We start from the raw sequence: 22,234 nt of genomic DNA, 5'->3' as shown, positions 1-22,234 counted from the left end.
GCTGACCGGCCTCAAGCCGATCCTGCGCAGGAGGTTCCACAATGGCCGAGACTTTCGACCTCATTCTGCGGGGCGGCGTCGTCGTGAACCAGGACGGCGAGCACCGCGCCGACATCGGCGTGCGCGGCGGCCGCATCGCGCTGATAGGCGACCTCGGGCGCGCCGACGCGGGCGAGATCGTCGACTGCTCGGGGCTGCACGTCCTGCCCGGGGTCATCGACACGCAGGTCCATTTCCGGGAGCCGGGCGCGACCCACAAGGAGGATCTCGAGACCGGTTCGCGCGCCGCCGTGCTGGGCGGCGTCACGGCGGTGTTCGAGATGCCGAACACCAATCCCCTGACCGTCACGGCGGAGGCGCTCGCGGACAAGCTGGCCCGCGCGAAGGGCCGCATGCACTGCGACCACGCGTTCTTCGTCGGAGGCACGCATGACAACGCCCGCGACGTCGCCGAGCTGGAGCGGCTCCCCGGCGCCGCCGGCATCAAGATCTTCATGGGATCGTCGACCGGCTCGCTGCTCGTCTCCGACGACGCCGGCGTGTCGGAGATCCTGAAGCGCACGCGCCGCCGGGTCTCCGTGCATTCCGAGGACGAGCCGCGGCTCTCCGAGCGCAAGGATCTGCGGACGCCGGGCGATCCGTCGAGCCATCCGGTCTGGCGCGACGCCGAGGCGGCGATGAAGTGCACCCGGCGGCTGACGACGATCGCCAGACGGCACGGCGCCAAGGTGCACGTGCTGCACGTCTCGACCGCCGAGGAGATGCGCTACCTCGCCGACTTCAAGGACGTCGCGACCGTCGAGACCACGCCGCACCATCTGACGCTGGGCTCCGACGCCTATGCGCGGCTCGGAACGCGCGCGCAGATGAACCCGCCGGTGCGTGACGACGCGCACCGCGCCGGCATCTGGTGGGGCCTCAACCAGGGCGTCGTGGACGTGCTCGGCTCCGACCACGCGCCGCACACGCTCGAGGAAAAGGCCAAGCCCTATCCGGAGAGTCCCTCGGGCATGACGGGGGTCCAGACGCTCGTGCCGGTCATGCTTGACCATGTCGCCGCCGGCAGGCTCAGCCTCGCGCGCTTCGTCGACCTGACGAGCGCCGGGCCGGCGCGGATCTTCGGCATCTCCCGCAAGGGACGAATCGCGGTCGGCTACGACGCCGACCTCACGATCGTCGACCTGAAGCGCCGCGAGACCATCACGAATGCGTGGATCGGATCCCGCAGCCAGTGGACGCCCTATGACGGCGTCGAGGTCACCGGCTGGCCGATCGCCACGGTGATCAGGGGCCGTCAGGTCATGCGGGAAGGCGAGATCGTTTCGCCGGGTCTCGGACGGCCCGTCGAATTCATTGACGCACTGCCGTCCTGACGCGGGGTTTATCCGTCCGGGGTTGCGTTCCGCACGGTTGCTTGCCTCTCTGGTGCGCCGCTCGTCGGCGCCCCAGCCCCGAAGCGATCTGCGGAACATAAGCCGGGAGAACGCGCGCTTGATGGACTTGACGCTCGTCGCGACCGGCATCCTGATCGGTATCGGCGTCAACGCGCCCGTGGGCCCCACCAACGTCATGTGCATCCATCGCGCGATCCGCAGCGGCGTGACGTCCGCGCTGGCGGCCGGGGCGGGCGCGTTCGTGGCCGACGTGCTGTTCGCCGGCATGGCCGCCTTCGGGGTGAGCGCCGCGGCCGCCTTCGTGGAAGGCCATCTGCCGGTCATCAAGGTCGTCGGGGCCGCCGTGCTTCTCGCCTTCGGCGTGAAGCTGCTCTACGCGCCGAGCTCGGTCACGCGCGACACCGCGAACGACACGAGGGCCTCGCTCTTGCGCGCGGCCGGCACGTCGTTCGCGCTCACCGTCACCAATCCGGCGGTGCTGCTGGGGTTCTTCGCGATCTTCGGCGGACTCGCCGGCATCGGCGACAATCCGGGCGATTTCGGCGCCGCGGCCCTGCTGACGCTGGGCGTCGCGATCGGCAGCGCCGCCTGGTGGCTGGCGCTGTCGATGGGCGCCAGTCACCTGGCGGAACGCATCGCCGAGAAGTGGCTGGCGCGGATCAACATGCTGTCCGGAGGCGGACTGGCGATCTTCGGCTTCGTGCTGCTGCTGGGCGTCGCGCTCGGCTACTGAGCGGTCAGTGCGGCATGCTCGGCAGCGTGTAGCCGCCGGCCCGGATGCTCGCCGGCAGCTTCTCGGCGAAGCGGGCCGTGGCCTCCTCGCCAAACGCCATCACCAGCTCCTTGAGCGCCGCGAACAGGGCGGCGTGCGCAACGCAATCGGGCGCGATGCCATCGAGCAGCGCCTCTTCCCAAGCCTCGTCCAGATAGGCCAGCGCCGCGCGCCGCCCGTCCGTGGACGCGTCGCCCGACGTCGAATCATCGTGTGCCATGAGTCGCCCTACTCGTACCCATCGCGAGGGTAACGGCTTCGCGGCCGAGGTGGAGCGATTCTCGAAGAAAAGGTTAACCCCCGGGGGAAAAGCTGAATCGAATGCTACGGGCCGTAGCGTTGCCGAACCTCGGAGGCGAGCTTGCCCGCCTCCTGCAGGAAGCGCTTCACCGCGACCTCCGCCGCGGGCGTGCAACTCCGGTAGCTGCGCGCCCAGGTGCGGAAGCTGGCGTTGAAGGCGCCGGCGAGGCGGTCCCGCCGTTCAGGGGTGGGCGCATCGGCCTCGATCAGCGCCGCCATGCGATCGCGCCAGACATCGGCGTCGCCCGCCGCGCAGACGGTCCGCAGATGGTGCAGGGCGCCGAGAACCTCGGCCAGTCTGAGCAGCTGAGGCTCATAGGGCGGCGGGGCCGAGAGCTCCGGCGGCGGAGGCGCCTCCGCCGGAGGGGGCGCAGGAGCATGCTTGGGGCCGCGGCGCTCGGCGGGCTGCGCGACGGCCGCGAGGCTGGCGAGACAAAGCGAGGCCGCGAGGGCGGCGCGCAGAGCCGGTGACAGGATCACGCCGCGATCTCCGCGGCCCGGCGCACGACCTCCGCAAGCCCGGCGGTCGCCTCCAGTCCGGCGACCTGCTCCGGCGCGAGCCACGCGACCTCAGTCGCTTCCTCTCCCGCGACCGGCTCACCGGACACCCACCGTCCCGCATAGGCGAGCACGGCCATGTGCCGCTCGACCGCGCCCGTTTCGTCACGCCGAACGACCTCGACGAGATCGGCGAGGCCAACCACCTCGGCCCGGACCCCGGTCTCCTCCAGAAGCTCGCGCGCAGCGGCTTCGCGGGCGGTTTCTCCGAGCTCGACCAAACCGCCCGGGAGCGACCACAGGCCTTGCGAGGGCGCGCGGCCCCTGCGCGCCAGCAGCACCGCGCCGTCGCGGAAGCAGGCGAGGCTCGCCGCGAGCAGGGGGCGGGCAGGCCGCAGCCGGTCGTCTGTCGCTTCGCTCATCCATCCGTTCCTGCTGCCGGGCGATACGCTCTTGATCGCGAACGCCGCCGCGTGCAACCACCAACGGGTCGAAGGATCGCGGACCGCGCTTTCGCGGCGATTAAGCCGCAGGCGGGATGATCGGGGAAGCCGTGCATGTGCGGACGCTACGCGCAGACGACGTCACGGGAGGCCCTTGCGGTTCTGCTCGACGCCATCCCGGCGGCCGAGTTCAGCCCGCGCTACAACATTTCACCCACCCAGCTTTGCCCCGTCGCCCTGATGGAGGATGGCGAGCGACGCCTCGCGCTTCACCGCTGGGGGCTCATTCCGCCCTTCACGTCCGATGAGAAGGCGGCGCCGCTCATCTTCAACGCGCGGGCGGAGACCATTGCGCAGAAGCCGGCTTTTCGCACGGCGCTGCAGAAGCGGCGCTGCCTCGCGCCGGCCGACGGCTGGTATGAGTGGCGCGCGAACGGCCGGTTCAAACAGCCCTATCTGATCCGTCGCGCGGACCGTCGGCCCATGATGTTCGCAGGCGTATGGGAGACCTGGCGCCGCCCGGACGGCGCTCCGCTGCGCTCCTTCGCGATCGCCACCGTGCCGGCGAGCCGCGATCTCGACGAGATCCACGAACGCATGCCGGCCGTGCTAGAGCCGGAACACTGGGGCGCCTGGCTGGACAATCGGGTCGATGGCGGGAGCCTGGCGATGCGCTGCCTGAAGCCCGCCCCGGCGGGACGGTTCGACGCGGTCGCCGTGAGCGCGCGGGTGAACCAGGCGAGCAATGACGGTCCCGAGGTGCAGGAGCCGGCGCCGCGGTTCGACCGTCAGGAGGCGGAGCCGCTTCAGCCGCGGCTTATCTGAGGTTCATTCCTTGCGGACGAAGCCCCGAGCGGCACCGCGGAGCGGCGCCGCCGGCAGGACGATGCTACGGCCGCTCGGCGCGGCCGCCTCGATCGTGACGCGCGGCACGCATTCGCCTGGCGCGATGACGTCGTGGCGGCGGTCGATCCAGCGGCACACCACGAAGCCGGTGGCGCCCCGGTTGCAGATCTGCTCGGAATAGCGCGCGCTCACGACCTCGGGCGGCGCGCAGGCGAGCTCCTGGGCGGAAGCCTGCGGGGCCGCAAGCAGAGCGGCGGTCAGGAGCGCTGCAGCGCCGGCGCATCGGATCATCGGGCGGCTCCGGACGAGGAGGTTCGCCCAGATGAAGCCAGAACTGCGTTAAGGCCGGGTTTAGTCGAGAATCACGCCGGGATTGAACAGGCCCTGCGGATCGAGCGCCTGCTTGATCGTCCGCATCACGTCGAGCTCGACGTCGGACTTCACGCTCGGGAGAAGGTCCCGTTTCAGGCGCCCGACCCCGTGCTCGGCCGCGATCGAGCCGCCGTACGCGTGAACCACGGCGTGAACCACCTCGTTCATCGCCGCCCACGCCTTGAGGTATTCGGCCTTGTCGGCCCCCAGCGGCTGACTGACGTTGAAGTGGATGTTGCCGTCGCCGAGATGGCCGAAGGCGACGACGCGCGCGCCGGGCAGAAACGCCTCGACGGCGCTGCTCGCCTCCGAGATGAAGTCGGCGACGCGGGCGAGCGGCACGGAGACGTCGTGCTTGATCGAGCCGCCTTCACGGGATTGCACCTCGGACATTCCCATCCGGATGCGCCAGAACGCCGCCGTCTGCTCGACCGACGCGGCGATCACGGCGTCGCTCAGGAGGTCAGCCTCCATGGCCTCGGCCAGGATGTCCTCGAGCCGGCCCGTCAGTCCGCCCTCGACCGGGGACGACAGCTCGATCAGCAGGTACCACGGGTGCGGCGCGTCGAGCGGATCACGGGCGCCGAGCATGTGCCGCAGCGTGAAGTCGATGCCGATGCGCGGCATCAGCTCGCAGCCGGTGAGCGCTGAACCGGCGCGCTGCCTGACCAGCCGGAACAGCTCCAGCGCCGCTTCCGCCGAGGGCAGGCCCACGAACGCGGTGGCGAGATCGCGAGGCGCCGGAAACAGCTTCAGCACGGCCGCCGTCACCACGCCGAGCGTGCCTTCCGAGCCGATGAAAAGCTGCTTCAGGTCGTAGCCGGTGTTGTCCTTCCGGAGCCGGCGCAGGCCGTTCCAGATCCGCCCGTCCGGAAGCACGGCCTCCAGCCCGAGCACGAGATCGCGCGTGTTGCCATAGGCCACGACCCCGACGCCGCCGGCGTTGGTGGCGATATTGCCGCCGATCGTGCAACTGCCTTCCGACCCCAGGCTGAGCGGGAAGAATCGATCCGCCTCCCGGGCCGCTTCCTGGGCCGCCGCGAGCGTGACGCCCGCCTCGACCACCATGACGTTCTCGTCGGCGTCGACCTCGCGGATGCGGTTCAGCCGGGCGGTCGAAAGCACGATCTGGGCGCCGCTCTGATCCGGCGTCTGGCCTCCGACGAGTCCGGTGTTGCCGCCCTGCGGCACGATCCGGACGCCGGTCTCTGCCGCCAGGCGCACGACGGCGGCGACCTGCTCGACGGTCCTCGGCTGAATCACGAGCCCTCGGCCGCGAAACAGACCGCGCGGCTCGACGAGTCGAGGAGCGGCCGCGTCTTCATCCAGCACGTCCTGCGGCGACACGAGCGCAGCGAAGCGCGACAGCAGTTCAGGGGGAAGGGAGAGGGTCATGGCGGCGCGATCCTACGCCAGCTCGCGCGCCGGGGCAGCCCGTCTTGTCGCCTTGACAGGAAGGAAGCCGATCCACTCTAGCTGCGTCGAGGGTTGAACGAGGAGGTCCGGCCTCATGGCGGAAGAGCTGATGGGAGCGGGCCCGAAGGCGCGCGCCGCGAAGAAGCGCGGCTTGAAGGACCGGGCGCTCGACGCGCTTGGCCTGCAGCGTAAGAAGAAGCGCACGCCCGAATGGCGCAAGCGCGACTACTTCAACCTCGCCCTCAGCAGGGGCATCGAAGGCATTCCGGACGAACGCTGTTTCGTGCTGCAGAACGTCGTGCGCGGTCTTCGGCACGTGCCCGGCGACGTCGCGGAATGCGGACTGCGCTTCGGCAAAAGCACCGCCTTCATGCTGGCGGCGGACGAGGCGAAGCGGACCTACTGCCTGTTCGACAGCTTCGAAGGGCTGTCCGCCCCGCAGCCGGAGGACGCGCTCAGCGACACCGGCAAGGCCTATTGGGATCAGGCTGATCTCAGCGTCCCGGAGGATCGCGTGCGGGCGAACCTCGCGGGCTTCCCGGACAAGACCCTGCTGTTCTTCAAGGGCTGGATTCCGGAGCGCTTTCCGGAGGTCGCGGATCGCACGTTCGCGCTGCTCCATGTCGACGTCGACCTCTACCAGCCCACGCGGGACGCGCTGGAGTTCTTCTGGCCGCGACTGGCGCCCGGCGGGATAGTGGTGTGCGACGATTACGGCTCGCGCAAATGTCCGGGGGCGAAGCGCGCCTTCGACGAATTCTTCGCCGATGGCCGCGGCCGGCTGATCGAGCTGCCGACCGTCCAGGCGCTGGTCCTGAAGCCGGGCTGAGCGTCAGCTGCGCGGCGCCGCCGCCCGCGCAAGCCGGTCGCGGATCGCGTCTCCGAGGCCGCCTTCGGGAATGGGCGCGACGGCGATCCGGGGCACGCCCGACGCGTCCAGCCGTCTCAGCGCCGCGAACAGCCGCGCCGCCGCTTCCCTGAGGTCGCCCGAAGCGCTCAACGTCTCGTAGGCGGCGGCGCGATCGGCCCCGGGCACGTCCGGGCCGAAGCCGAGATACCCCTCGTCCTGCGCGACGTCGCTCGCGTCGAGCCGCACGGCGGCGGCCGGAGCGTAATGCGACAGCAGCCGCCCTGGCGCGATCGGCGCGTTCGCGTCATCCCGCGCCTGCGCCAGCGGTCGCCCGAGCGCCGCCTCGATCTCGGCCCGCGAGACGCCGCCCGGCCGCAGCAGCCGCGCTTCCCCGTCCAAGCAGGCGACGATGGTGGATTCCACCCCGACCAGCGTCGCGCCTCCGTCCACGACCGCGTCGATCCGGCCGTCGAGGTCGGCCAGCACGTGCTCCGCCGCCGTCGGGCTGACGCGGCCCGAGCGGTTGGCGGAGGGAGCCACCACCGGGCGACCTGCGGAGGCGAGCAACGCCTGCGCGACCGGATGGTCCGGCGCCCGCAACGCGACGGTGGGCAGTCCGGCGCGCGCCAGATCGCAGACCGCGCAATTCTCCACCACCGGAACGACGAGGGTCAGAGGGCCGGGCCAGAACGCCGCGGCAAGAGACTCGGCCGTGGCGTCGAAGGCGCCCAGCCGGCGCGCGTCCTCGATCGACCGGACATGCGCGATCAGCGGGTTGAAGGACGGCCGGCCCTTGGCGGCGTAGAGCGCGGCGACCGCCGCGGCGTCGGTGGCGTCGGCGCCGAGGCCGTAGACCGTCTCGGTCGGGAAAGCGACGAGCCCGCCCTCGGCGATCAGCCGTCCGGCTTCGTCGGCCTGGTCCGCCCGCAGGCGGCGCGTAGGCCGAAAGCCGGTCTCCACGACGGCGGCTTTTGCTTTATCCGACACGGGCAAGTCCTAACCTTGCGGCTGCGCCCGGGCATTGACCGGGCCCGGCCGCCGCCGTCAAGCGCCTGAGGTCCGTCGATGAGCTATCGCGCCCCGATCGCCGACATGCTGTTCACGCTTGAGCACGCCGGCGGCCTCGCCGCCGCGCGGGAGGAAGGCCTCGACGCCGACCTGGATCAGGAGATGGTCGCGGCCATCATCGGTGAGGCGGGCGACTTCGCGACCGAGATGATCGCCCCCCTGAACCGCGTGGGCGACCGGGAAGGTTGCCGGCTCTCGGATGGACGGGTGACCACGCCTGCGGGCTGGCCGGATGTCTACCGGCGCTGGGCGGCGGCCGGCTGGAACGGGATCTCGGCTGAGGAGCAATATGGCGGGCAGGGGCTCCCGACGGCGCTGTGGGCGCTGACGAGCGAGCTCTGGGCGCAGGGCTCCATGGCGTTCGGCCTGTGCCCGCTGCTCACGCATGGCGCGATCGAATGCCTCGAGCGGCACGCCTCGCCCGAGATCAGGGAGCGGTATCTGCCGCGGCTCGTCAGCGGCGAATGGACTGCGACCATGAACCTGACGGAGCCGCAGGCCGGCTCCGACCTGGCGCTTCTGCGCACGCGGGCGGAGCGGGCCGGCGACGGCTCCTACCGGATCAGCGGCCAGAAGATCTTCATCACTTATGGCGAGCACGACATGGCGGAGAACATCCTCCACCTCGTGCTGGCGCGGCTGCCGGACGCCCCCGAGGGCACGCGCGGCATCTCGCTGTTCCTCGTGCCGAAGCGTCACGTCGCCACGGACGGCTCGCTGGGGGACCACAACGATTTGGTCTGCGCAGGGATCGAGGAGAAGCTCGGCATCCACGGCAGCCCGACCTGCACGATGGCTTTCGGCGAACGGGGCGGGGCGGTCGGCTATCTGGTCGGCGAGGAGAATCGCGGCCTCGCCTGCATGTTCACGATGATGAACAACGCCCGCCTCGCCGTCGGCCTGCAGGGCGTCGCGGTCGCGGAGCGGGCGACGCAGGCCGCCGTCGCCTATGCGCATGAGCGCCGGCAGGGCAGGGCCGACGGCGTCGCGCCGAGCGCCATCGTGGCGCATCCCGACGTGCGCCGCATGCTGCTGACCATGAAGGCGCTCACGGCGGCCGCCCGAGGGATCTGCTACCGGGCGGCGGTCGAGATCGACAGGTCTCGGTTCGCCGCGGACGAAGCGGCGCGGCGGGCCGCGCATGAGCGCGCGAGCCTGCTGATCCCGGTCGCCAAGGCGTTCGGCACGGAGATCGGCTGCACGGTCGCCTCGCTCGGCGTCCAGGTCCATGGCGGCATGGGCTATGTGGAGGAGACAGGCGCCGCCCAGCATCTTCGCGACGCGCGCATCGCACCGATCTACGAGGGAACCAACGGCATTCAGGCGATCGATCTCGTCACCCGCAAGCTGCCGCAGTCCGAAGGGGGGACAGCGCGGGACCTGATCGGCGAGTTCGCCGCTCTGGCGTCGCGGCTGAACGAGGCGCGCTCCCCCGCACTAGGCGGGACCGGCGCGCGGCTCGCGGAGGCGATCGAGGCGCTGTCGAGGGCGACGACGTGGCTCGCCGCGCCCGGCCGCGATCCGGCGGAGGCGCTTGCGGGCGCGACGCCTTTCCTGCGCCTGTTCGGGCTTGCGGCGGGCGGCGCGGCGCTCGCCGCCGAGGCGCTCGCGGGCGCCGGCCATAACGATCCGGATGCGCCGAGGCGCGCCGCCGTCGCGCGGTTCTTCGCCGAGAACGTGGCGGTCGAGGCGGACGGGCTGGCGCGCGCCGTCATGGAAGGCGGAGCTTCGCTGGCGGGAGACGGCGCAGACGCGGCGCTTGCCTTCTAAAAACGCTCGACAGCGGCGAGCCGGCGCCCCACCTCTGCAGAAAAGTCTGGCACACCAGACCGGAGGGGACGTTCGTGAGCACGCTTTACGTCAGCCATGAGGCCTTCGCGGGCCACCTCGTCCCTCAGGGGCATCCGGAACGGCCGGAGCGCATGCGCGCGGTGGAGCAGGCCCTGGAGGCAGAGCCGTTCCAGTCGCTGGTGCGCATCACGGCGCCCCTTGCGGAAGCTTCCGTGGCGGCGCTCGCCCATCCCGAGCACTTCGTGGCCGAGCTCGATGAGATGCGCCCGCGCGAGGGCATGGTGATGGTCGACGGCGACACCGTCATGAGCGGCGGCACCTGGGAGGCGCTGCTGCGTTCGCTCGGCGCGGTCGTGCACGCCACCGACGAGATCATGGCGGGCCGCGCGCGCAACGCCTTCTGCGGCGTGAGGCCGCCCGGCCACCACGCCGAAGCGGTGCGGGCGATGGGGTTCTGCTTCTTCAACAACGCCGTCGTCGCCGCCCGCCATGCGCAGCGCAAATATGGGGCCGAGCGCGTGGCGATCGTCGACTTCGACGTCCACCACGGCAACGGCACGCAGGCGCTCGTCTGGGACGACCCCTCGCTGTTTTACGCCTCGACGCACCAGATGCCGCTGTTTCCCGGCACTGGGGCGCGCTCCGAGACGGGCTGCGGCAACGTCGTCAACGCTCCGATGCGCGCCGGCGACGGTGAGGCCAGGTTCCGCGAGGCGTTCGAAGACGCCATCATCCCCGCGCTCAGGACCTTCTCGCCGGACCTGCTGGTGATCTCGGCCGGCTTCGACGCTCACGCCCGCGATCCGCTCGGCAGCCTGACGCTGCAGGCGTCGGACTTCCACTGGATGACGCGCATGCTGCTGGACGTCGCGAACGAGACCGCCGACGACCGCGTGGTCTCGGTGCTGGAGGGCGGCTACGACCTGCGCGGCCTCGGCGACTCCACCGCCGCGCATGTGCGCGCCTTGATGGGCGGCTGAGCCGGGCCTACAAGGCGACCTCGTTCGAAAGAGGGTGTCGCCCGTGCCGGAAATCCCAGACGACGTCGCCTCGCTGTCTTTCGAGGCGGCGCTTGCCGAGCTCGAGAAGATCGTCGGCAGGCTCGAACAGGGGCAGGTGCCGCTCGAGGAATCGATCGAGATCTACCGCCGCGGCGAGGCCTTGAAGGCGCGCTGCGACGAGTTGCTGAGGCGGGCCGAGGCGCGCGTCGAGACGATCACGGTCGGGGCCGACGGCGCCCCCACGGGCCTGCGGCCTCTGGACCCCGAGTGACGCGAGCGTCATCCGCCTCCTGATATCGTCCCGCGCGAGTGCTGCTGGACCCGTTCTGCCCATTCTTGATCCGGGATGGCCGGCCATGATGATCGTCTATGCCGCGCGCGAAGGATCGCTCGAACGGGTCGAGGCGAAGGACGGCAGGCTGCCCCACGACCTCGTGTGGATCGACATGGTCGCGCCCACGCCGGACGAGGAGCGGATGGTCGAGGCGCAGATCGGCGCCAGCGTCCCCACCCGTGACGAGATGGTCGAGATCGAGCCGTCGAGCCGGCTCTATGTCGAAGGCGGCGGCCGCTACATGACGGCCTCGCTGCTTTGCCAGGTCGACGGCCCAATGCCGAGGCTGAGCGCGGTCACCTTCATCCTGACCAAGCGCGCGCTTGTCACGGTGCGCTACGAGGACCCCACGGCGTTCGCGGTGTTCGCCGCCCGCGCCTGCAAGAATGCTCCGTCCATGCGGACGCCCGACGCGGTGCTGATGGGGCTGTTCGACGCCGTCGTCGACCGGCTCGCGGACATCCTCGAACATGTCGGCGCCGATGTTGAGGAGCTCTCGCAGATCATCTTTCAGCGCGCCGGCTCGCAGGCCTATCGCAAGCCCTATCAGGAGCTTCTGAAGGCCATTGGCCGAAAGGGCGACGTGACCTCGAAGGCCCGCGAGAGCCTCGTCACGCTGCAGCGGGCCTTCCTCTACCTTGCCGCCGAGATCGACGGCGTGAAGCCGGCCAAGGAGGTCAAGGCGCAGCTGCGCGCGATGCAGCGTGACGCCGCCTCGCTGACCGAGCATGCGAGCTTCCTGAACGACAAGATCACCTTCGTGCTCGACGCCATGCTCGGCATGGTGGGCCTCGCCCAGAACGACATCGTCAAGCTGTTCTCGGTCATGGCCGTCGTCTTCCTGCCGCCCACGCTGGTGGCGTCGATCTACGGCATGAACTTCGAGCACATGCCCGAGCTCAAATGGACCTTCGGCTACCCTTACGCGCTGGGCCTCATGATCCTGAGCGCGGTCGTCCCGTACCTGATCTTCAAGTGGCGGCGCTGGCTCTAGCCGCTTACCCTTTATTATCGGCCGCTGGACTAGCATCGCCAGGCGTAACTCCGCTTCGCGGTGCCCGATGCCCAGCATGCAGAACGTCATCGCGACCGGCCACGGCCCGACGTCCTATCTTTTGCTCGCGGCCGGCTGCCTGATCGGCCCGTTCCTGCTCAGCCTCGCGCTCGCTCGCGCCGAGGCCACGGAGCGCGCCGAGCTCAAGACCGTGTGGGTCGCCCTTGGGGCGGCGGTCGCCGCCGTGACGGTCTGGGGGGCCCATGTCGCGACGGTCGCGCTGATCGATCCCGCGCTGGGCGCCGGCTACGACGTGCGGATGATCGCGGCCGGGTTCGTCATCGCGGCCGTGATGGGCGGACTGGGCGTGTTCCTGCTCGCCCCTCAGGTCGAGCGCGGGGTCGCCCTTTTGGCGGCGGCGGCCGGCGCGATCCTCGGAGCGAGCGCGGCGGCGACGCACTATGTGGGCGTCGCGGGGCTTCGCCTCCCCGGCCGGATCTACCTCGATCAGGGCGAGATCGTCTTCGCCGCCGTCGGCGCGGCCGCGGTCGCCGCGGCAGGGTTCGGCGTGGCTGCGCGGCTGCGCACCCTTGTCGGCCGCGTGGCCGGCGCGACGCTGTTCGGCGGATCCATACTTCTGTTTCACGCGCTCGCCTCCGGCGCGGTCCGCTTCGCGCCCAATGCGCGCGTCCGCGTTCCCGCTTCCGCGGTCGGCGCCGACGAGTTGCTGTTGCTCCTGGCGCTCGTGGCTGGACTGACGATCGCGGGGGTGATCGGCGCAGCGATGCTCGCCGGCCGCTCCGGCGACCACCCTCAGAGTTCCCGGGACCGCGCCTTCGCAGACCTTACGCGCGAGGGCATCGTGATCTGCGAAGACCTGAAGATCGTCGACATCAACGCCGCCGCGGCGCGTCTCGCGGGGCTAGATCCGACGGTCATGCGCGGCCGGGCGTTCCGCGATTTCCTGGAGGTTCCCGATCCCGACCGGGTGCTGTCGGCGTCCCTCGCGAAGCCCCAGGAGGCCGGTCTCAAGGCGACGGGCGGCGAGTCCGCCTGGGTCGAGATCTCGAGCCGAGATCTCATGATCGACGGCCGGCAGAGGCGGGTCTTCACGCTCCGCGACCTGAGCGATCAGCGCCGCAAGGAGCACCAGATCCGGCATCTCGCCTACCACGACCCGCTGACCGGTCTCGCCAACCGCGCCGCCTTCAACGAGGCCCTGACCGCCAGCCTGAAGCGGGGCGGAGAGGTGGCGCTGTTCTGCGTCGACCTCGACAAGTTCAAGGAAGTGAACGACGTGTTCGGGCATTCGGCGGGCGACGAGGTGTTGCGCACGGCCGCCCGGCGGATCGTCGCCGGCGCGCCCGACGCCATGGTGTTCCGGCTGGGCGGCGACGAGTTCGTCGTCATTGGCACCGGTCCCGACGCCGGCGACGCCGACAAGCTCGCGGCCCGCCTGACCGAGCGGCTGAACACCGAAACCGTGGTTGCGGGGCGCACCCTGCGCTGCGGCGCGAGCGTCGGCTTCGCGATCTACCCGCATCATGGCGCGACCGCCGACGCGCTGTTCGCCAACGCGGACGCCGCACTTTACCGGGCGAAGGCCGACGGGCGCGGGCTCTCGCGCGGGTTCGAGCCGGAGATGGACCTGGCCCTGCGGGAGCGCCGGGCCCTCCAGCAGGACCTCGCGACGGCCATCACCCGCAACGAGATGTTCCTGCACTGGATGCCGCAGGCGAACACCAAGACCGGCGAGATCGTGGGCTTCGAGGCGCTCATCCGCTGGAAGCATCCGACCCGCGGCGTGGTGCCCCCGGTCGAGTTCATCCCCGTGGCCGAAGAGACCGCGGCGATCGTGCCGATCGGCGAATGGGTGCTGAGGACCGCCTGCCGGGAGGCCGCGCGCTGGGTGCGGCCGGGCAAGGTCGCGGTCAACCTGTCGCCGGTCCAGTTCCAGCACGGCGACATCGTCGCGCTGGTTCATTCCATCCTGGTCGAAACCGGCCTGCCGGCGACCCGACTGGAGCTCGAGATCACCGAGGGCGTGCTGCTCGACAACTTGACCGGCGCGCTGCAGACGCTCCGGCGGCTGAAGGCGCTCGGCGTGCAGATCGCCATGGACGATTTCGGGACCGGCTACTCCTCGCTGTCCTATCTGCAGGCGTTCCCGTTCGATCGCATCAAGATCGACGCCTCGTTCATCCGCACCCTGTCGACGAGCCCGCAGGCCAAGGCGATCGTGCGCGCCGTCGTGGCGCTCGGCGCGAGCCTCGACATGCCGATCACCGCCGAGGGCGTGGAGACCGCGGAACAGCGCGCCTTCCTGGCGGAGCTCAACTGCGAGGAGATCCAGGGCTACCTGATCGGCCGGCCCAGCCCGGTCGTGTCGTTCGAGTCGCCCTTCGCCAAGCAGCGCATGCGCGCCGCCGGCTGAGGTCGCCCGTCCCTAGACGTGCTGGCCGCCATTGATGTGGATCTCGGCGCCGGTGACGTAGGACGACATGTCCGTGCAGAGGAAGTAGATCGTCTTCGCGACCTCGTCGGGCGTGCCGAGGCGCCGCAGCGGGATCTGGTTGACCATCTTGTCGGTGCCCGGCGAGAGGATCGCCGTGTCGATCTCGCCGGGCGCGATCGCGTTGACGCGCACTCCGAGCGGACCGAAATCCGCGGCCATCTCGCGGGTCAGGGCGTTCAGCGCCGCCTTCGAGGTCGCATAGGCCGCGCCCGCGAAGGGATGCACCCGCCCGCCGGCGATGGAGGTCACGTTGACGATCGAGCCCCGGGCGGCGGTGAGCTCGTCGGCCAGGCCGCGCGCCAGCATGATCGGCGCGAAGAAATTCACCTGGAACACTGTCTTCCAGTCGTCGAGCGCGGTGTCGATCGCGTTCAGCCGCGAACCGCCGGCGCCCTTCGGCGAAATGCCGGCGTTGTTGACGAGCGCATGCAGGGCGCCGCCCTCCAGCCGCTCCCGCACCTCGGCGATCGCCGCCACCGTGCTGTCGACGTCGGCGAGGTCGACCTGGATGTGGTCCTCCGGGCCGGCGCCCCAGGGGCACTCCTCCGGGAAAGCGTGGCGCGAGCAGGTGATGACGCGCCAGCCCGCGGCCGAGAACCGCTTGACGGTGGCGTGCCCGATGCCGCGGCTTGCTCCGGTCAGCAGCAGGGTCTTCCGCGGCTCGTTCGAGCCGTTCTGTCGCGCGCGCGGCGTCGGCGCCGGGGCAGCGCCCGGCCCCGGGCCCTGCGTCGTGGCCGTCGGCGCCGCGCTCATGCTCGGGACGGCGTCGCCCGTGCGGATTCCGGACATCGGGCAGGTCGCGGGCGGCGTGCCCGCCGGTCGGTCAGGCGTCGTCATCGCGGCTTTGAGCCTTCATGGATAGAGGCGGGTGCGGACCCAGGCGTCCGCCGGGGTTTCGCGCCGGAAAACCGCGCGGTCGTGCAGGCGGAACGGCTGGTCCAGCCAGAACTCGATCGAGATGGGGATGATGCGGAAGCCGGTCCACCAGTCTGGCCGCGGCGGCTCGCCGCCGGCGAACTCGGCTTCGCGCGTCGCGACCGCCTCTTCGAGCGCTGCGCGCGAGGCGAGCGGCTGGGATTGCCGCGAGGCCCAGGCGCCGATGCGGCTGAGCCGCGGACGGGTCGCGTAATAGGCGTCCGCCTCGGCGTCCGTGACGCGCTCGACAGGGCCCCGCACGCGGATCTGGCGCCGCAGCGACTTCCAGTGGAACACCGCGGCGGCCTTCGGCTGCTGATCGAGCTGGGCGCCTTTGGCGCTGCCGACATTGGTGTAGAAGACCAGCCCGCGGCGGTCGAAGCCGTTCATCAGGACGATACGGACGTCCGGCATCCCGTGTTCGTCCACGGTGGCCAGCGCCATCGCGTTCGGGTCATTGATCTCGGTGGCGCGCGCCTCTTCGAGCCATGCCTCGATCACAGGGAAGGGGTCGTCGACTGCGTGGAAGTCACCCGGCATTAACTGCTCCTGCCGTTCAATCCAGCGGCGATCAAGGAGTTCCTGAGTTTGTTGCGTAGCCTCGATCCGCCTTTGGCGACACGCGTCTCCTCTACACGAGCGTCGGCTGCGCCGCGAGCGCGACTGCTGCTGCGGGTCGTTGCGATCTCGACGGTCGCGCTTTTCGCCGCCGCATGCAGCATGACTTATCCGCTGTCCGGCGACGCCGATGACATCAAGACAGGCAGCATCGACGCCCGCACGACCGCGCCGGCGCCCCAAGCGGCCGACGCAGTGACCTCCGCGCCCCTGGGGCCGCCCCCGGGCGCGAGCGGCGCCGCCGCGCCCGTCGCGACGCCGGCCGCCTATGCGCCGACGGCGCCCCAGGAGCCTCCCGCGCTCACGCCGTCCGACTGGGCCTATGCGCGCGGCGCGCTCAGCATCGCCATGTCCGCCGACGCCACCAATGCGTCCGTGCCCTGGGCCAATCCCGATTCGGGCGCCTACGGGGCGTTCAGCGCCGCCGCCGGCGCGACGACCGAGAACGGCGCGACCTGCCGCGCGTTCTCGGCGAGCCACAGCGCCGCCGGGCACGAGCAGCGTCTCGAGGGCACGGCCTGCCGCACCGCAGCCGGCTACTGGGAGGCGGTGGCCATCCGCACGGCCGCGAGCCGCACGCTCTGAGGCGACGAACCAGGGCCTGGACGCCCCGGCCAGGCCTGTTGCATTCATGTTACAGGCGCCCACATTGAGCACGAACCGAGCCGCGCGCTAGACTGTGCGCGGCTTTCTCGAACACACGGATTCCTCGACGCGATGCGCGATCCTTACGACGTGCTCGGCGTGCCGCGTTCGGCGAGCGCCGCCGAGATCAAAAAGGCCTACCGCAAGCTCGCCAAGGCCTGGCACCCGGACCACAAGCCGGATGACCCGACGGCGCAGGAGAAATTCGCCGAGATCGGCTCCGCCTATGACCTGCTGTCGGACGCCGGGAAGCGCGCCCAGTTCGACCGCGGCGAGATCGACGCCGAGGGCAAGCCGCGCTTCCAGGGTTTCGGAGGCGGGCAGGGCGGGCCCTGGGGCGGGGGCGCCGGCGCGGGCGGGCCGTGGGGACAGCGCGGCCAGCGCTTCGACTACGAGTTCAGCCCCGGCGGACCGTTCGGCGGAACCCGCACCCGCTCCGGCGTCGGGGGCGACGACATCCTGGACGAGCTTCTGGGCGCGTTCGGCGGCCGTCGGCCGCGCTCCGGCGCGGGCTTCGGCGGCGAGCCGCCCAAAGGCGAGGACCTGCGCGCCGAGCTGACGGTGCCGTTCCGCGACTGGGCGCGCGGCGGCAAGCAGCGCGTGCGCCTGCCCACCGGCAAGGAGCTCGACGTCTCGGTGCCCGCGGGCATCGAGGAAGGCAAGACCATTCGCCTGAAGGGACAGGGCTCGCCCAGCGGCCTCGGCGGCGAGCCGGGCGACGCGCTGATCGTCATCCGGGTCGCGCCGGATCCCGAGTTCCGCGCCGAAGGCCGCGACGTGCGTGTCGAGGTTCCGATCACGATCTACGAGGCCGTGCTCGGCGGCAAAGTGCGCGTGCCGACCCTTGACGGCGCCGTCGAGATGACCGTGCCGGCCGGCTCCGACGGCGGCCGCATCCTGCGGCTGCGCGGCAAGGGCATCGGCAAGAAGGGCGCGGCCGGCGACCTGCTCGTGGAGCTCCGGATCGCCCTGCCGAAGAACGGCGACCCGCGCCTCACCGCGCTCGCCGAGACGCTGAAGGAAGAGGCCCCTTACGACCCGCGGAGTTGAACGGCCGACCGCATTCCCACGGAGGCGTCCCGAGACGCCTCCATGGGAGACGGCGCCAGCGTAGGTCCGGCCCCGTCCGGGGGGCTCTTCAGCCGCGGCGGGCGGCTTCGTAGATCGACAGCTGGGCGTAGGCGGCGGTGAGCAGCGGCGTCGGGACGCCTGCCGTTCGGGCGCGGGCGAGGAGATCGCCGAGAATTTGGTCGGCCTCGATCGGCGCGCCGATCATGACGTCGCGATAGAGCGAGGACGTCTGGGACGAGCCCTCATCGCTCAGCATCGCACGGATCGCCGCCATCGCGCGCTCGCCCGGCTGACGCCCGACGCGGCTGACGGTGGCCGTCACCTCGTCCAGCAGCGCGAAGGCGGTCTGCCTGCCGCCGGGCGCGGCCAGTATCTGGCCCACGCTGCCGCGGAGCAGGCAGGTCGAGGCGGCGAGCGTCGCGAGCAGCGTCCACTTCTCCCACATCTCGCGTTCGATGTCGGTCGACAGCCGCGCCGAGAAACCTGCGTCCCGCATCGTCGCGTCGAGCCGGGCCATGCGGTCCGACGCGGTTCCGTCGAGCTCTCCGTAGGCGATCTCCTGCACCGGCGAGAGCTGCAGGATGCGGCCGTCGGGATCGAGGGTGGTCGCCACCTTGCAGACGCAGCCGACGAGGTTCCGCCTGTCGAAGCGCTCGGCGATGAGGTCGAGATGCCGCATTCCGTTCAGGAAGGCCAGGATCATCGTCTCAGGGCCGACCGCCGGCGCGATGTCATCGAGCGCAGCCACAAGGCCGAACGCCTTCACGGTGAGCAGGATGACGTCGAACGGCTGGGCGATCTCGCCCGCGGTCACGACGTCCGGGACGATCGTCAGGTCGCCATAGGGGCTGACGATCCGCAGCCCGTCGGCTCTCAGCCGATCGGCGCGGGCCGGCCGGACGAGAAACTGGACGTTGCGGCCGGCCTCGGCGAGACGGCCGCCGAAATAGCCGCCGGTCGCCCCGGCGCCCACCACGAGAATGCGCATGCTGGATCCTTCGGAGTGCGGCCGGAGGCTCATGACCCGGTGAAGTTCGGCTTGCGGTTCTCCCGGCGGCTCGCGAAGCCCTCGCGGAAATCGTCGCTGGACATCACCGCCTCGACCTCGCGGAGCGCGTGGCTCGCACGCTCCATCGGGCCCGCCGGGACCACCTGTCCCGCGAACCCCTTCAGCATCTCGAGCACCAGCGGCGCGTTGTCTGCGAGCCGGCGGGCATAGGCGCGGGCGGCCTCCAGCGTCTCGCCGGGAGGCGTTAGCTTGTTGACGAAGCCGACCTGGTAGGCGCGCTCGGCGCTGAGTTCCTCGCCCAGCAGCATGACCTCCATGGCGACCTTGTGGGGCATGCGTCCCGCGAGGCCCGCGATGAGGCCGCCCGCGAAGCCGATCTTGGCTTCCGGATACATGAACCGCGCATTGTCGGCGGCGACGCAAAGGTCCGCCGCCATCACGAGCGTGAGCGCCCCGCCGATGCACCAGCCGTTGACGGCCGCGATGATCGGCTTCTTCACCGCGATGTCGTAGCCGGGCACGAAGCGGCGGTAATCCGGCGTGGAATCGGAGCTCAGGTCCTTGCCGACCGAGAAGGCGCGCTCGCCCGCGCCGGCGAGGATCGCGACCCGGTCCTGGCTGGCGTTGAACCGTCGCCAGGCGTCCGCGAGGCCGGTCTCCACCGCGGCGTCGATCGCGTTCATCTTCTCGGGCCGGTTGATCGTGATCGTCGCGATCCCGTCGGCGGAGTCATAGGTCACAACGTCGGCCATTCAGGCGCCTTTCGCGATGTCGACGAGCAGGCGCTTCAGCACCTTGCCGTTCTGGGCGAGCGGCAAGGCGTCGACCACGACGACCTTGCTGGGATGCTTGTAGGGCGAAAGCCACCTCTGGAGATGAGCGCCGAGGTCGCCCGGCGGCTCCGACCCGCGGTCATGGCGCTCGATGAAGGCCACCACGTCCTCATTGCCTTCGGCCGGGCGCCCGACCACGGCGGAATGCGCGATCGCGGGGTGCCGGTTCAGCGCGGCCTCGACCTCGATCGGGTTCACCTTGAAGCCGGAGCGGATGATGACGTCCTTGGTGCGGCCGACGACGTAGACCCGGCCGTCGTCGTCGATGCGGGCGAGGTCCTGGGTGTTGAACCAGCCGTCCGGCGTCAGCGCCCGCGCGGTGAGCTCGGGATTTCGGAAATAGCCGCGCATGACGTTCGGGCCGCGCGCCCACAGTTCGCCGGCCTCGCCGGGCGGCACGGCGCCGCCGTCCGGGCTCTCGAGCCGGAGCTCGACGCCGGGCAGGGGACGGCCGACCGAGTCGTCGGAGACGTCGTCCTCGAAGCGCGTCCAGCACAGCGAGGCGGCTTCCGTCAGGCCGTAGCCGTTGTGCAGCGTGCAGCCGAACACGGCCTCGGCGCGCGCCTTCACGGTCAGGTCGATCGGAGCGCCGCCGGCGGCCACGAACCGCATGGCGTGGGGCGCGCGCCAGCCGGCCCGGGCGGCCGCCTCGTTGAGCTTGGCGAACATCGCGGTCGCGCCCTGCAGGGCGGTGACGCCGAGCGCGGCGACGTCCGCAAGGCAGGCGTCGGCCGAGAACCGCGACCTCAGATGGATGTGCGCGCCGCCGTTCAGGCCGCCGAGCAGCACCGAGGCGAGCCCCATGATGTGGGAGATCGGCAGCACGCAATAGATCCGGTCGGTGGGCCCGACGCCGCGGAGCGTCCCCATCATGCCGGCGATGAAGCCGAGATTGTCATGCGTGAGCATGACGCCCTTGGGCGCTCCCGTGGTGCCTGTGGTGTAGATGAAGGCCGCGAGCTCCGGATCGGCGTCCGGGCCGGACGCGGCGTAGGAGCCGCAAGGGTGTTCGCCCGTCACGGCAAGCCTGCCGATCGCGGGCTGATCGACCATCTGCGCCCCCGCGCGCGCCGCATGCTCCTCGGCGTCGCGCGATTGCTCGAACACGAACAGCGCCCGCCTTGGGCGGCTGTGCTCCAGAATGGCGTCCACCTCCATGGGCGCGCGACGGGCGTTCTCCAGCACCGCGACCCCGCCCGCGCGGGCGCAGGCCAGGATCGCGACCGCGAGGGGAATGGAGTTCTCGCCCACGATCATCACGCGGTCGCCCGGCTCGACGCCGAGCGCGGCGAGCCGGCGCGCGGCGTCGTCCACCCGGTTCGCCAGCTCGCCATAGCTGACGGTTCCCGCGAGGTCGCTGAGCGCCGGCGCGTCGGGCCGCCGCTCAGCATGCGGTAGGATGATGTCGGCGAACGTCATGCCGGCCTTTCCCGCGGGACCCCTTCCGGAGCCTGCTACTCGATCTTGATGTCCGCGTCCGCCACGACCTTGCGCCACTTCGCGAGCTCAGCGTCGATGAAGGTCGCGAAATCCGCGCCGCAGGCGAGATCCGCCTTGCCCCCGAGGGTGACCATCTTCTCCTGCGTGCCGGGCTCCGAGAACAGCGCCTGGAGCTTGCCGCGCAGCAGCTCGACCGCTTCCGGCGGCGTGTCCTTGGGCGCCCAGAGGCCGTACCAGGAGGTCACCGAGAAGCCCGGCACGCCGGATTCCGCGACCGTCGGGATCTCGGGGGCGGCGGGGGTGCGTTCCGGCGAGCTGACCGCCAGCGCGCGGAGCTTGCCCGCCTTCACCTGGGAGTACGCCGCGTTGTCGAACATCATCGAGATGCGGCCGGGAATGAGGTCTACGAAGGCGGGCCCGCTGCCTTTGTAGGGCACGTGGGTGAGGTCGACGCCGGCCATGGTCGCGAGGAGCTCGCCGGACAGATGCGGGGTCGCTCCGGGGCCCGTCGAAGCGAACGTCAGCTGGCCGGGGCGGGCCTTGGCGTCAGCGAGCAGGTCCTTCAGGGACTTGTACGGGCTGTCCGCGCTGACCACGAGGTAGTTCGGCACCGACATCACCCGGCAGAGCGGGATCAGATCGGTGACGAGGTCGTAGGGCACCTTCTTGTTGACGGCCGGGAAGGTCGTGTTGGCGACCGATCCCATCAGGAGCGTGTAGCCCTTGTCGTTCGACCGGGCGACCGCGTCGGAGCCGGTCATGCCTCCGGCGCCAGGCCGGTTCTCGACCGTGAACGGCTTGCCGAACTCGGTGGTGAACCGATCGGCCACGATCCGGCCGACGATGTCCGTGATCCCGCCGGGCGGATAGGGGACCAGGATCTGCACCATGCGCTCCGGATAGGGGCCGGCGACAGCGGGCGCCGCTCCGAGCGCGGCCAGCATCACGGTCGCTGCGATCGTCCTGAAGTTCATGCCTGTCCTCCCAACAGCGCGGGGGTTTTCCCCCGTCGTTTGATGACAGGAGGGGCGCGCCGCCTTCCGCGGCCTCCTGTCTCTGGCGTCCACGAAATCATATTTTTTGGTTTTGATACAGCACGGGATCAGATT

The 22,234-nt window shown here is 70.7% G+C and carries 23 protein-coding genes; 11 read left to right on the top strand and 12 right to left on the bottom strand.

What is annotated here, in order from left to right; genetic code table 11:
- Positions 1-41: 41 nt before the first annotated feature.
- Together GGR24_RS06090 and GGR24_RS06085 are read left to right on the top strand one after the other, a co-directional pair.
- Entirely contained in the window at positions 42-1,373 is a 1,332-nt protein-coding gene (locus tag GGR24_RS06090; protein WP_183394355.1) for a dihydroorotase, read from the top strand.
- A 121-nt stretch (positions 1,374-1,494) separates the two neighbouring features.
- A complete protein-coding gene (locus tag GGR24_RS06085) occupies positions 1,495-2,127 on the top strand; it encodes a LysE family translocator (protein ID WP_183394354.1) in 633 nt (210 codons plus the stop codon).
- 4 nt (positions 2,128-2,131) lie between these two features.
- Here the strand turns inward: GGR24_RS06085 and GGR24_RS06080 are convergent, their stop codons facing one another.
- The 3 genes from GGR24_RS06080 to GGR24_RS06070 all read right to left on the bottom strand — a co-directional run bounded on the left by GGR24_RS06080 (position 2,132) and on the right by GGR24_RS06070 (position 3,386).
- Positions 2,132-2,386: a hypothetical protein gene (locus tag GGR24_RS06080; RefSeq protein WP_183394353.1), complete on the bottom strand. Its 255-nt coding sequence runs from the start codon at positions 2,384-2,386 to the stop codon at positions 2,132-2,134.
- 104 nt (positions 2,387-2,490) lie between these two features.
- The gene (locus GGR24_RS06075) at positions 2,491-2,946 is read right to left on the bottom strand and encodes a TIGR02301 family protein (RefSeq protein WP_343066207.1); all 456 of its coding nucleotides are present in this window, start codon (positions 2,944-2,946) and stop codon (positions 2,491-2,493) included.
- Entirely contained in the window at positions 2,943-3,386 is a 444-nt protein-coding gene (locus tag GGR24_RS06070) for an NUDIX hydrolase (protein ID WP_183394352.1), read from the bottom strand. Before GGR24_RS06070 ends, GGR24_RS06075 begins: the two co-directional genes overlap by 4 nt.
- Positions 3,387-3,521: 135 nt before the next feature.
- Between GGR24_RS06070 and GGR24_RS06065 the strand changes: the two genes are divergently transcribed.
- Entirely contained in the window at positions 3,522-4,232 is a 711-nt protein-coding gene (locus GGR24_RS06065; RefSeq protein ID WP_183394351.1) for an SOS response-associated peptidase, read from the top strand.
- A 3-nt stretch (positions 4,233-4,235) separates the two neighbouring features.
- On the opposite strand, the gene GGR24_RS06060 is transcribed toward GGR24_RS06065, so the two are convergent.
- A complete protein-coding gene (locus GGR24_RS06060; protein ID WP_183394350.1) occupies positions 4,236-4,544 on the bottom strand; it encodes a hypothetical protein in 309 nt (102 codons plus the stop codon).
- A gap of 60 nt (positions 4,545-4,604) precedes the next feature.
- Complete coding sequence (locus tag GGR24_RS06055; RefSeq protein WP_183394349.1) at positions 4,605-6,020, bottom strand: FAD-binding oxidoreductase; 1,416 nt, start codon at positions 6,018-6,020, stop codon at positions 4,605-4,607.
- Between the two features lie 115 nt (positions 6,021-6,135).
- Here GGR24_RS06055 and GGR24_RS06050 point away from each other — a divergent pair, with 115 nt between their 5' ends.
- Positions 6,136-6,870: a TylF/MycF/NovP-related O-methyltransferase gene (locus tag GGR24_RS06050; RefSeq protein ID WP_183394348.1), complete on the top strand. Its 735-nt coding sequence runs from the start codon at positions 6,136-6,138 to the stop codon at positions 6,868-6,870.
- Positions 6,871-6,873: 3 nt separating this feature from the next.
- Here the strand turns inward: GGR24_RS06050 and GGR24_RS06045 are convergent, their stop codons facing one another.
- Positions 6,874-7,878: an L-threonylcarbamoyladenylate synthase gene (locus GGR24_RS06045; protein WP_343066206.1), complete on the bottom strand. Its 1,005-nt coding sequence runs from the start codon at positions 7,876-7,878 to the stop codon at positions 6,874-6,876.
- 78 nt (positions 7,879-7,956) lie between these two features.
- On the opposite strand from GGR24_RS06045, the gene GGR24_RS06040 reads away from it, so the two are divergent.
- The 5 genes from GGR24_RS06040 to GGR24_RS06020 all read left to right on the top strand — a co-directional run bounded on the left by GGR24_RS06040 (position 7,957) and on the right by GGR24_RS06020 (position 14,513).
- Complete coding sequence (locus GGR24_RS06040; protein ID WP_183394347.1) at positions 7,957-9,729, top strand: acyl-CoA dehydrogenase family protein; 1,773 nt, start codon at positions 7,957-7,959, stop codon at positions 9,727-9,729.
- A 74-nt stretch (positions 9,730-9,803) separates the two neighbouring features.
- Positions 9,804-10,730: an arginase family protein gene (locus GGR24_RS06035; RefSeq protein WP_183394346.1), complete on the top strand. Its 927-nt coding sequence runs from the start codon at positions 9,804-9,806 to the stop codon at positions 10,728-10,730.
- 43 nt (positions 10,731-10,773) lie between these two features.
- Positions 10,774-11,022 (top strand): exodeoxyribonuclease VII small subunit, encoded by a 249-nt coding sequence (locus GGR24_RS06030; protein WP_183394345.1) that lies wholly within the window; start codon positions 10,774-10,776, stop codon positions 11,020-11,022.
- A gap of 85 nt (positions 11,023-11,107) precedes the next feature.
- Positions 11,108-12,079 (top strand): magnesium transporter CorA family protein, encoded by a 972-nt coding sequence (locus GGR24_RS06025; RefSeq protein WP_183394344.1) that lies wholly within the window; start codon positions 11,108-11,110, stop codon positions 12,077-12,079.
- A 76-nt stretch (positions 12,080-12,155) separates the two neighbouring features.
- Positions 12,156-14,513, top strand: a complete 2,358-nt coding sequence (locus GGR24_RS06020) for a putative bifunctional diguanylate cyclase/phosphodiesterase (protein ID WP_183394343.1) — start codon at positions 12,156-12,158, stop codon at positions 14,511-14,513.
- 12 nt (positions 14,514-14,525) lie between these two features.
- Here the strand turns inward: GGR24_RS06020 and GGR24_RS06015 are convergent, their stop codons facing one another.
- A complete protein-coding gene (locus tag GGR24_RS06015) occupies positions 14,526-15,431 on the bottom strand; it encodes an SDR family NAD(P)-dependent oxidoreductase (protein ID WP_246397943.1) in 906 nt (301 codons plus the stop codon).
- 15 nt (positions 15,432-15,446) lie between these two features.
- Entirely contained in the window at positions 15,447-16,049 is a 603-nt protein-coding gene (pdxH, locus tag GGR24_RS06010) for a pyridoxamine 5'-phosphate oxidase (protein WP_183394342.1), read from the bottom strand.
- A 180-nt stretch (positions 16,050-16,229) separates the two neighbouring features.
- On the opposite strand from pdxH, the gene GGR24_RS06005 reads away from it, so the two are divergent.
- Entirely contained in the window at positions 16,230-16,712 is a 483-nt protein-coding gene (locus GGR24_RS06005; RefSeq protein WP_183394341.1) for an RT0821/Lpp0805 family surface protein, read from the top strand.
- A gap of 132 nt (positions 16,713-16,844) precedes the next feature.
- Positions 16,845-17,822 (top strand): DnaJ C-terminal domain-containing protein, encoded by a 978-nt coding sequence (locus tag GGR24_RS06000; protein WP_183394340.1) that lies wholly within the window; start codon positions 16,845-16,847, stop codon positions 17,820-17,822.
- Positions 17,823-17,910: 88 nt separating this feature from the next.
- Here the strand turns inward: GGR24_RS06000 and GGR24_RS05995 are convergent, their stop codons facing one another.
- Genes GGR24_RS05995 through GGR24_RS05980 form a run of 4 tightly spaced genes read right to left on the bottom strand, consistent with a single transcriptional unit; the run spans position 17,911 to position 22,099 of the window.
- Positions 17,911-18,831 carry a ketopantoate reductase family protein gene (locus GGR24_RS05995; protein WP_183394339.1) on the bottom strand — a complete coding sequence of 307 codons (921 nt, stop codon included), beginning with the start codon at positions 18,829-18,831 and terminating at the stop codon, positions 17,911-17,913.
- A gap of 29 nt (positions 18,832-18,860) precedes the next feature.
- Positions 18,861-19,604, bottom strand: a complete 744-nt coding sequence (locus GGR24_RS05990; RefSeq protein WP_183394338.1) for an enoyl-CoA hydratase-related protein — start codon at positions 19,602-19,604, stop codon at positions 18,861-18,863.
- Entirely contained in the window at positions 19,605-21,104 is a 1,500-nt protein-coding gene (locus GGR24_RS05985; RefSeq protein WP_183394337.1) for a class I adenylate-forming enzyme family protein, read from the bottom strand.
- Between the two features lie 35 nt (positions 21,105-21,139).
- Positions 21,140-22,099 (bottom strand): Bug family tripartite tricarboxylate transporter substrate binding protein, encoded by a 960-nt coding sequence (locus GGR24_RS05980; RefSeq protein ID WP_183394336.1) that lies wholly within the window; start codon positions 22,097-22,099, stop codon positions 21,140-21,142.
- Positions 22,100-22,234 lie beyond the last annotated feature (135 nt).

Origin of the sequence: Hansschlegelia beijingensis, assembly GCF_014196425.1 — a bacterium.
In the GTDB taxonomy this organism is placed as follows: domain Bacteria; phylum Pseudomonadota; class Alphaproteobacteria; order Rhizobiales; family Methylopilaceae; genus Methylopila; species Methylopila beijingensis.
This window is presented reverse-complemented; position numbering and strand designations above follow the sequence as displayed.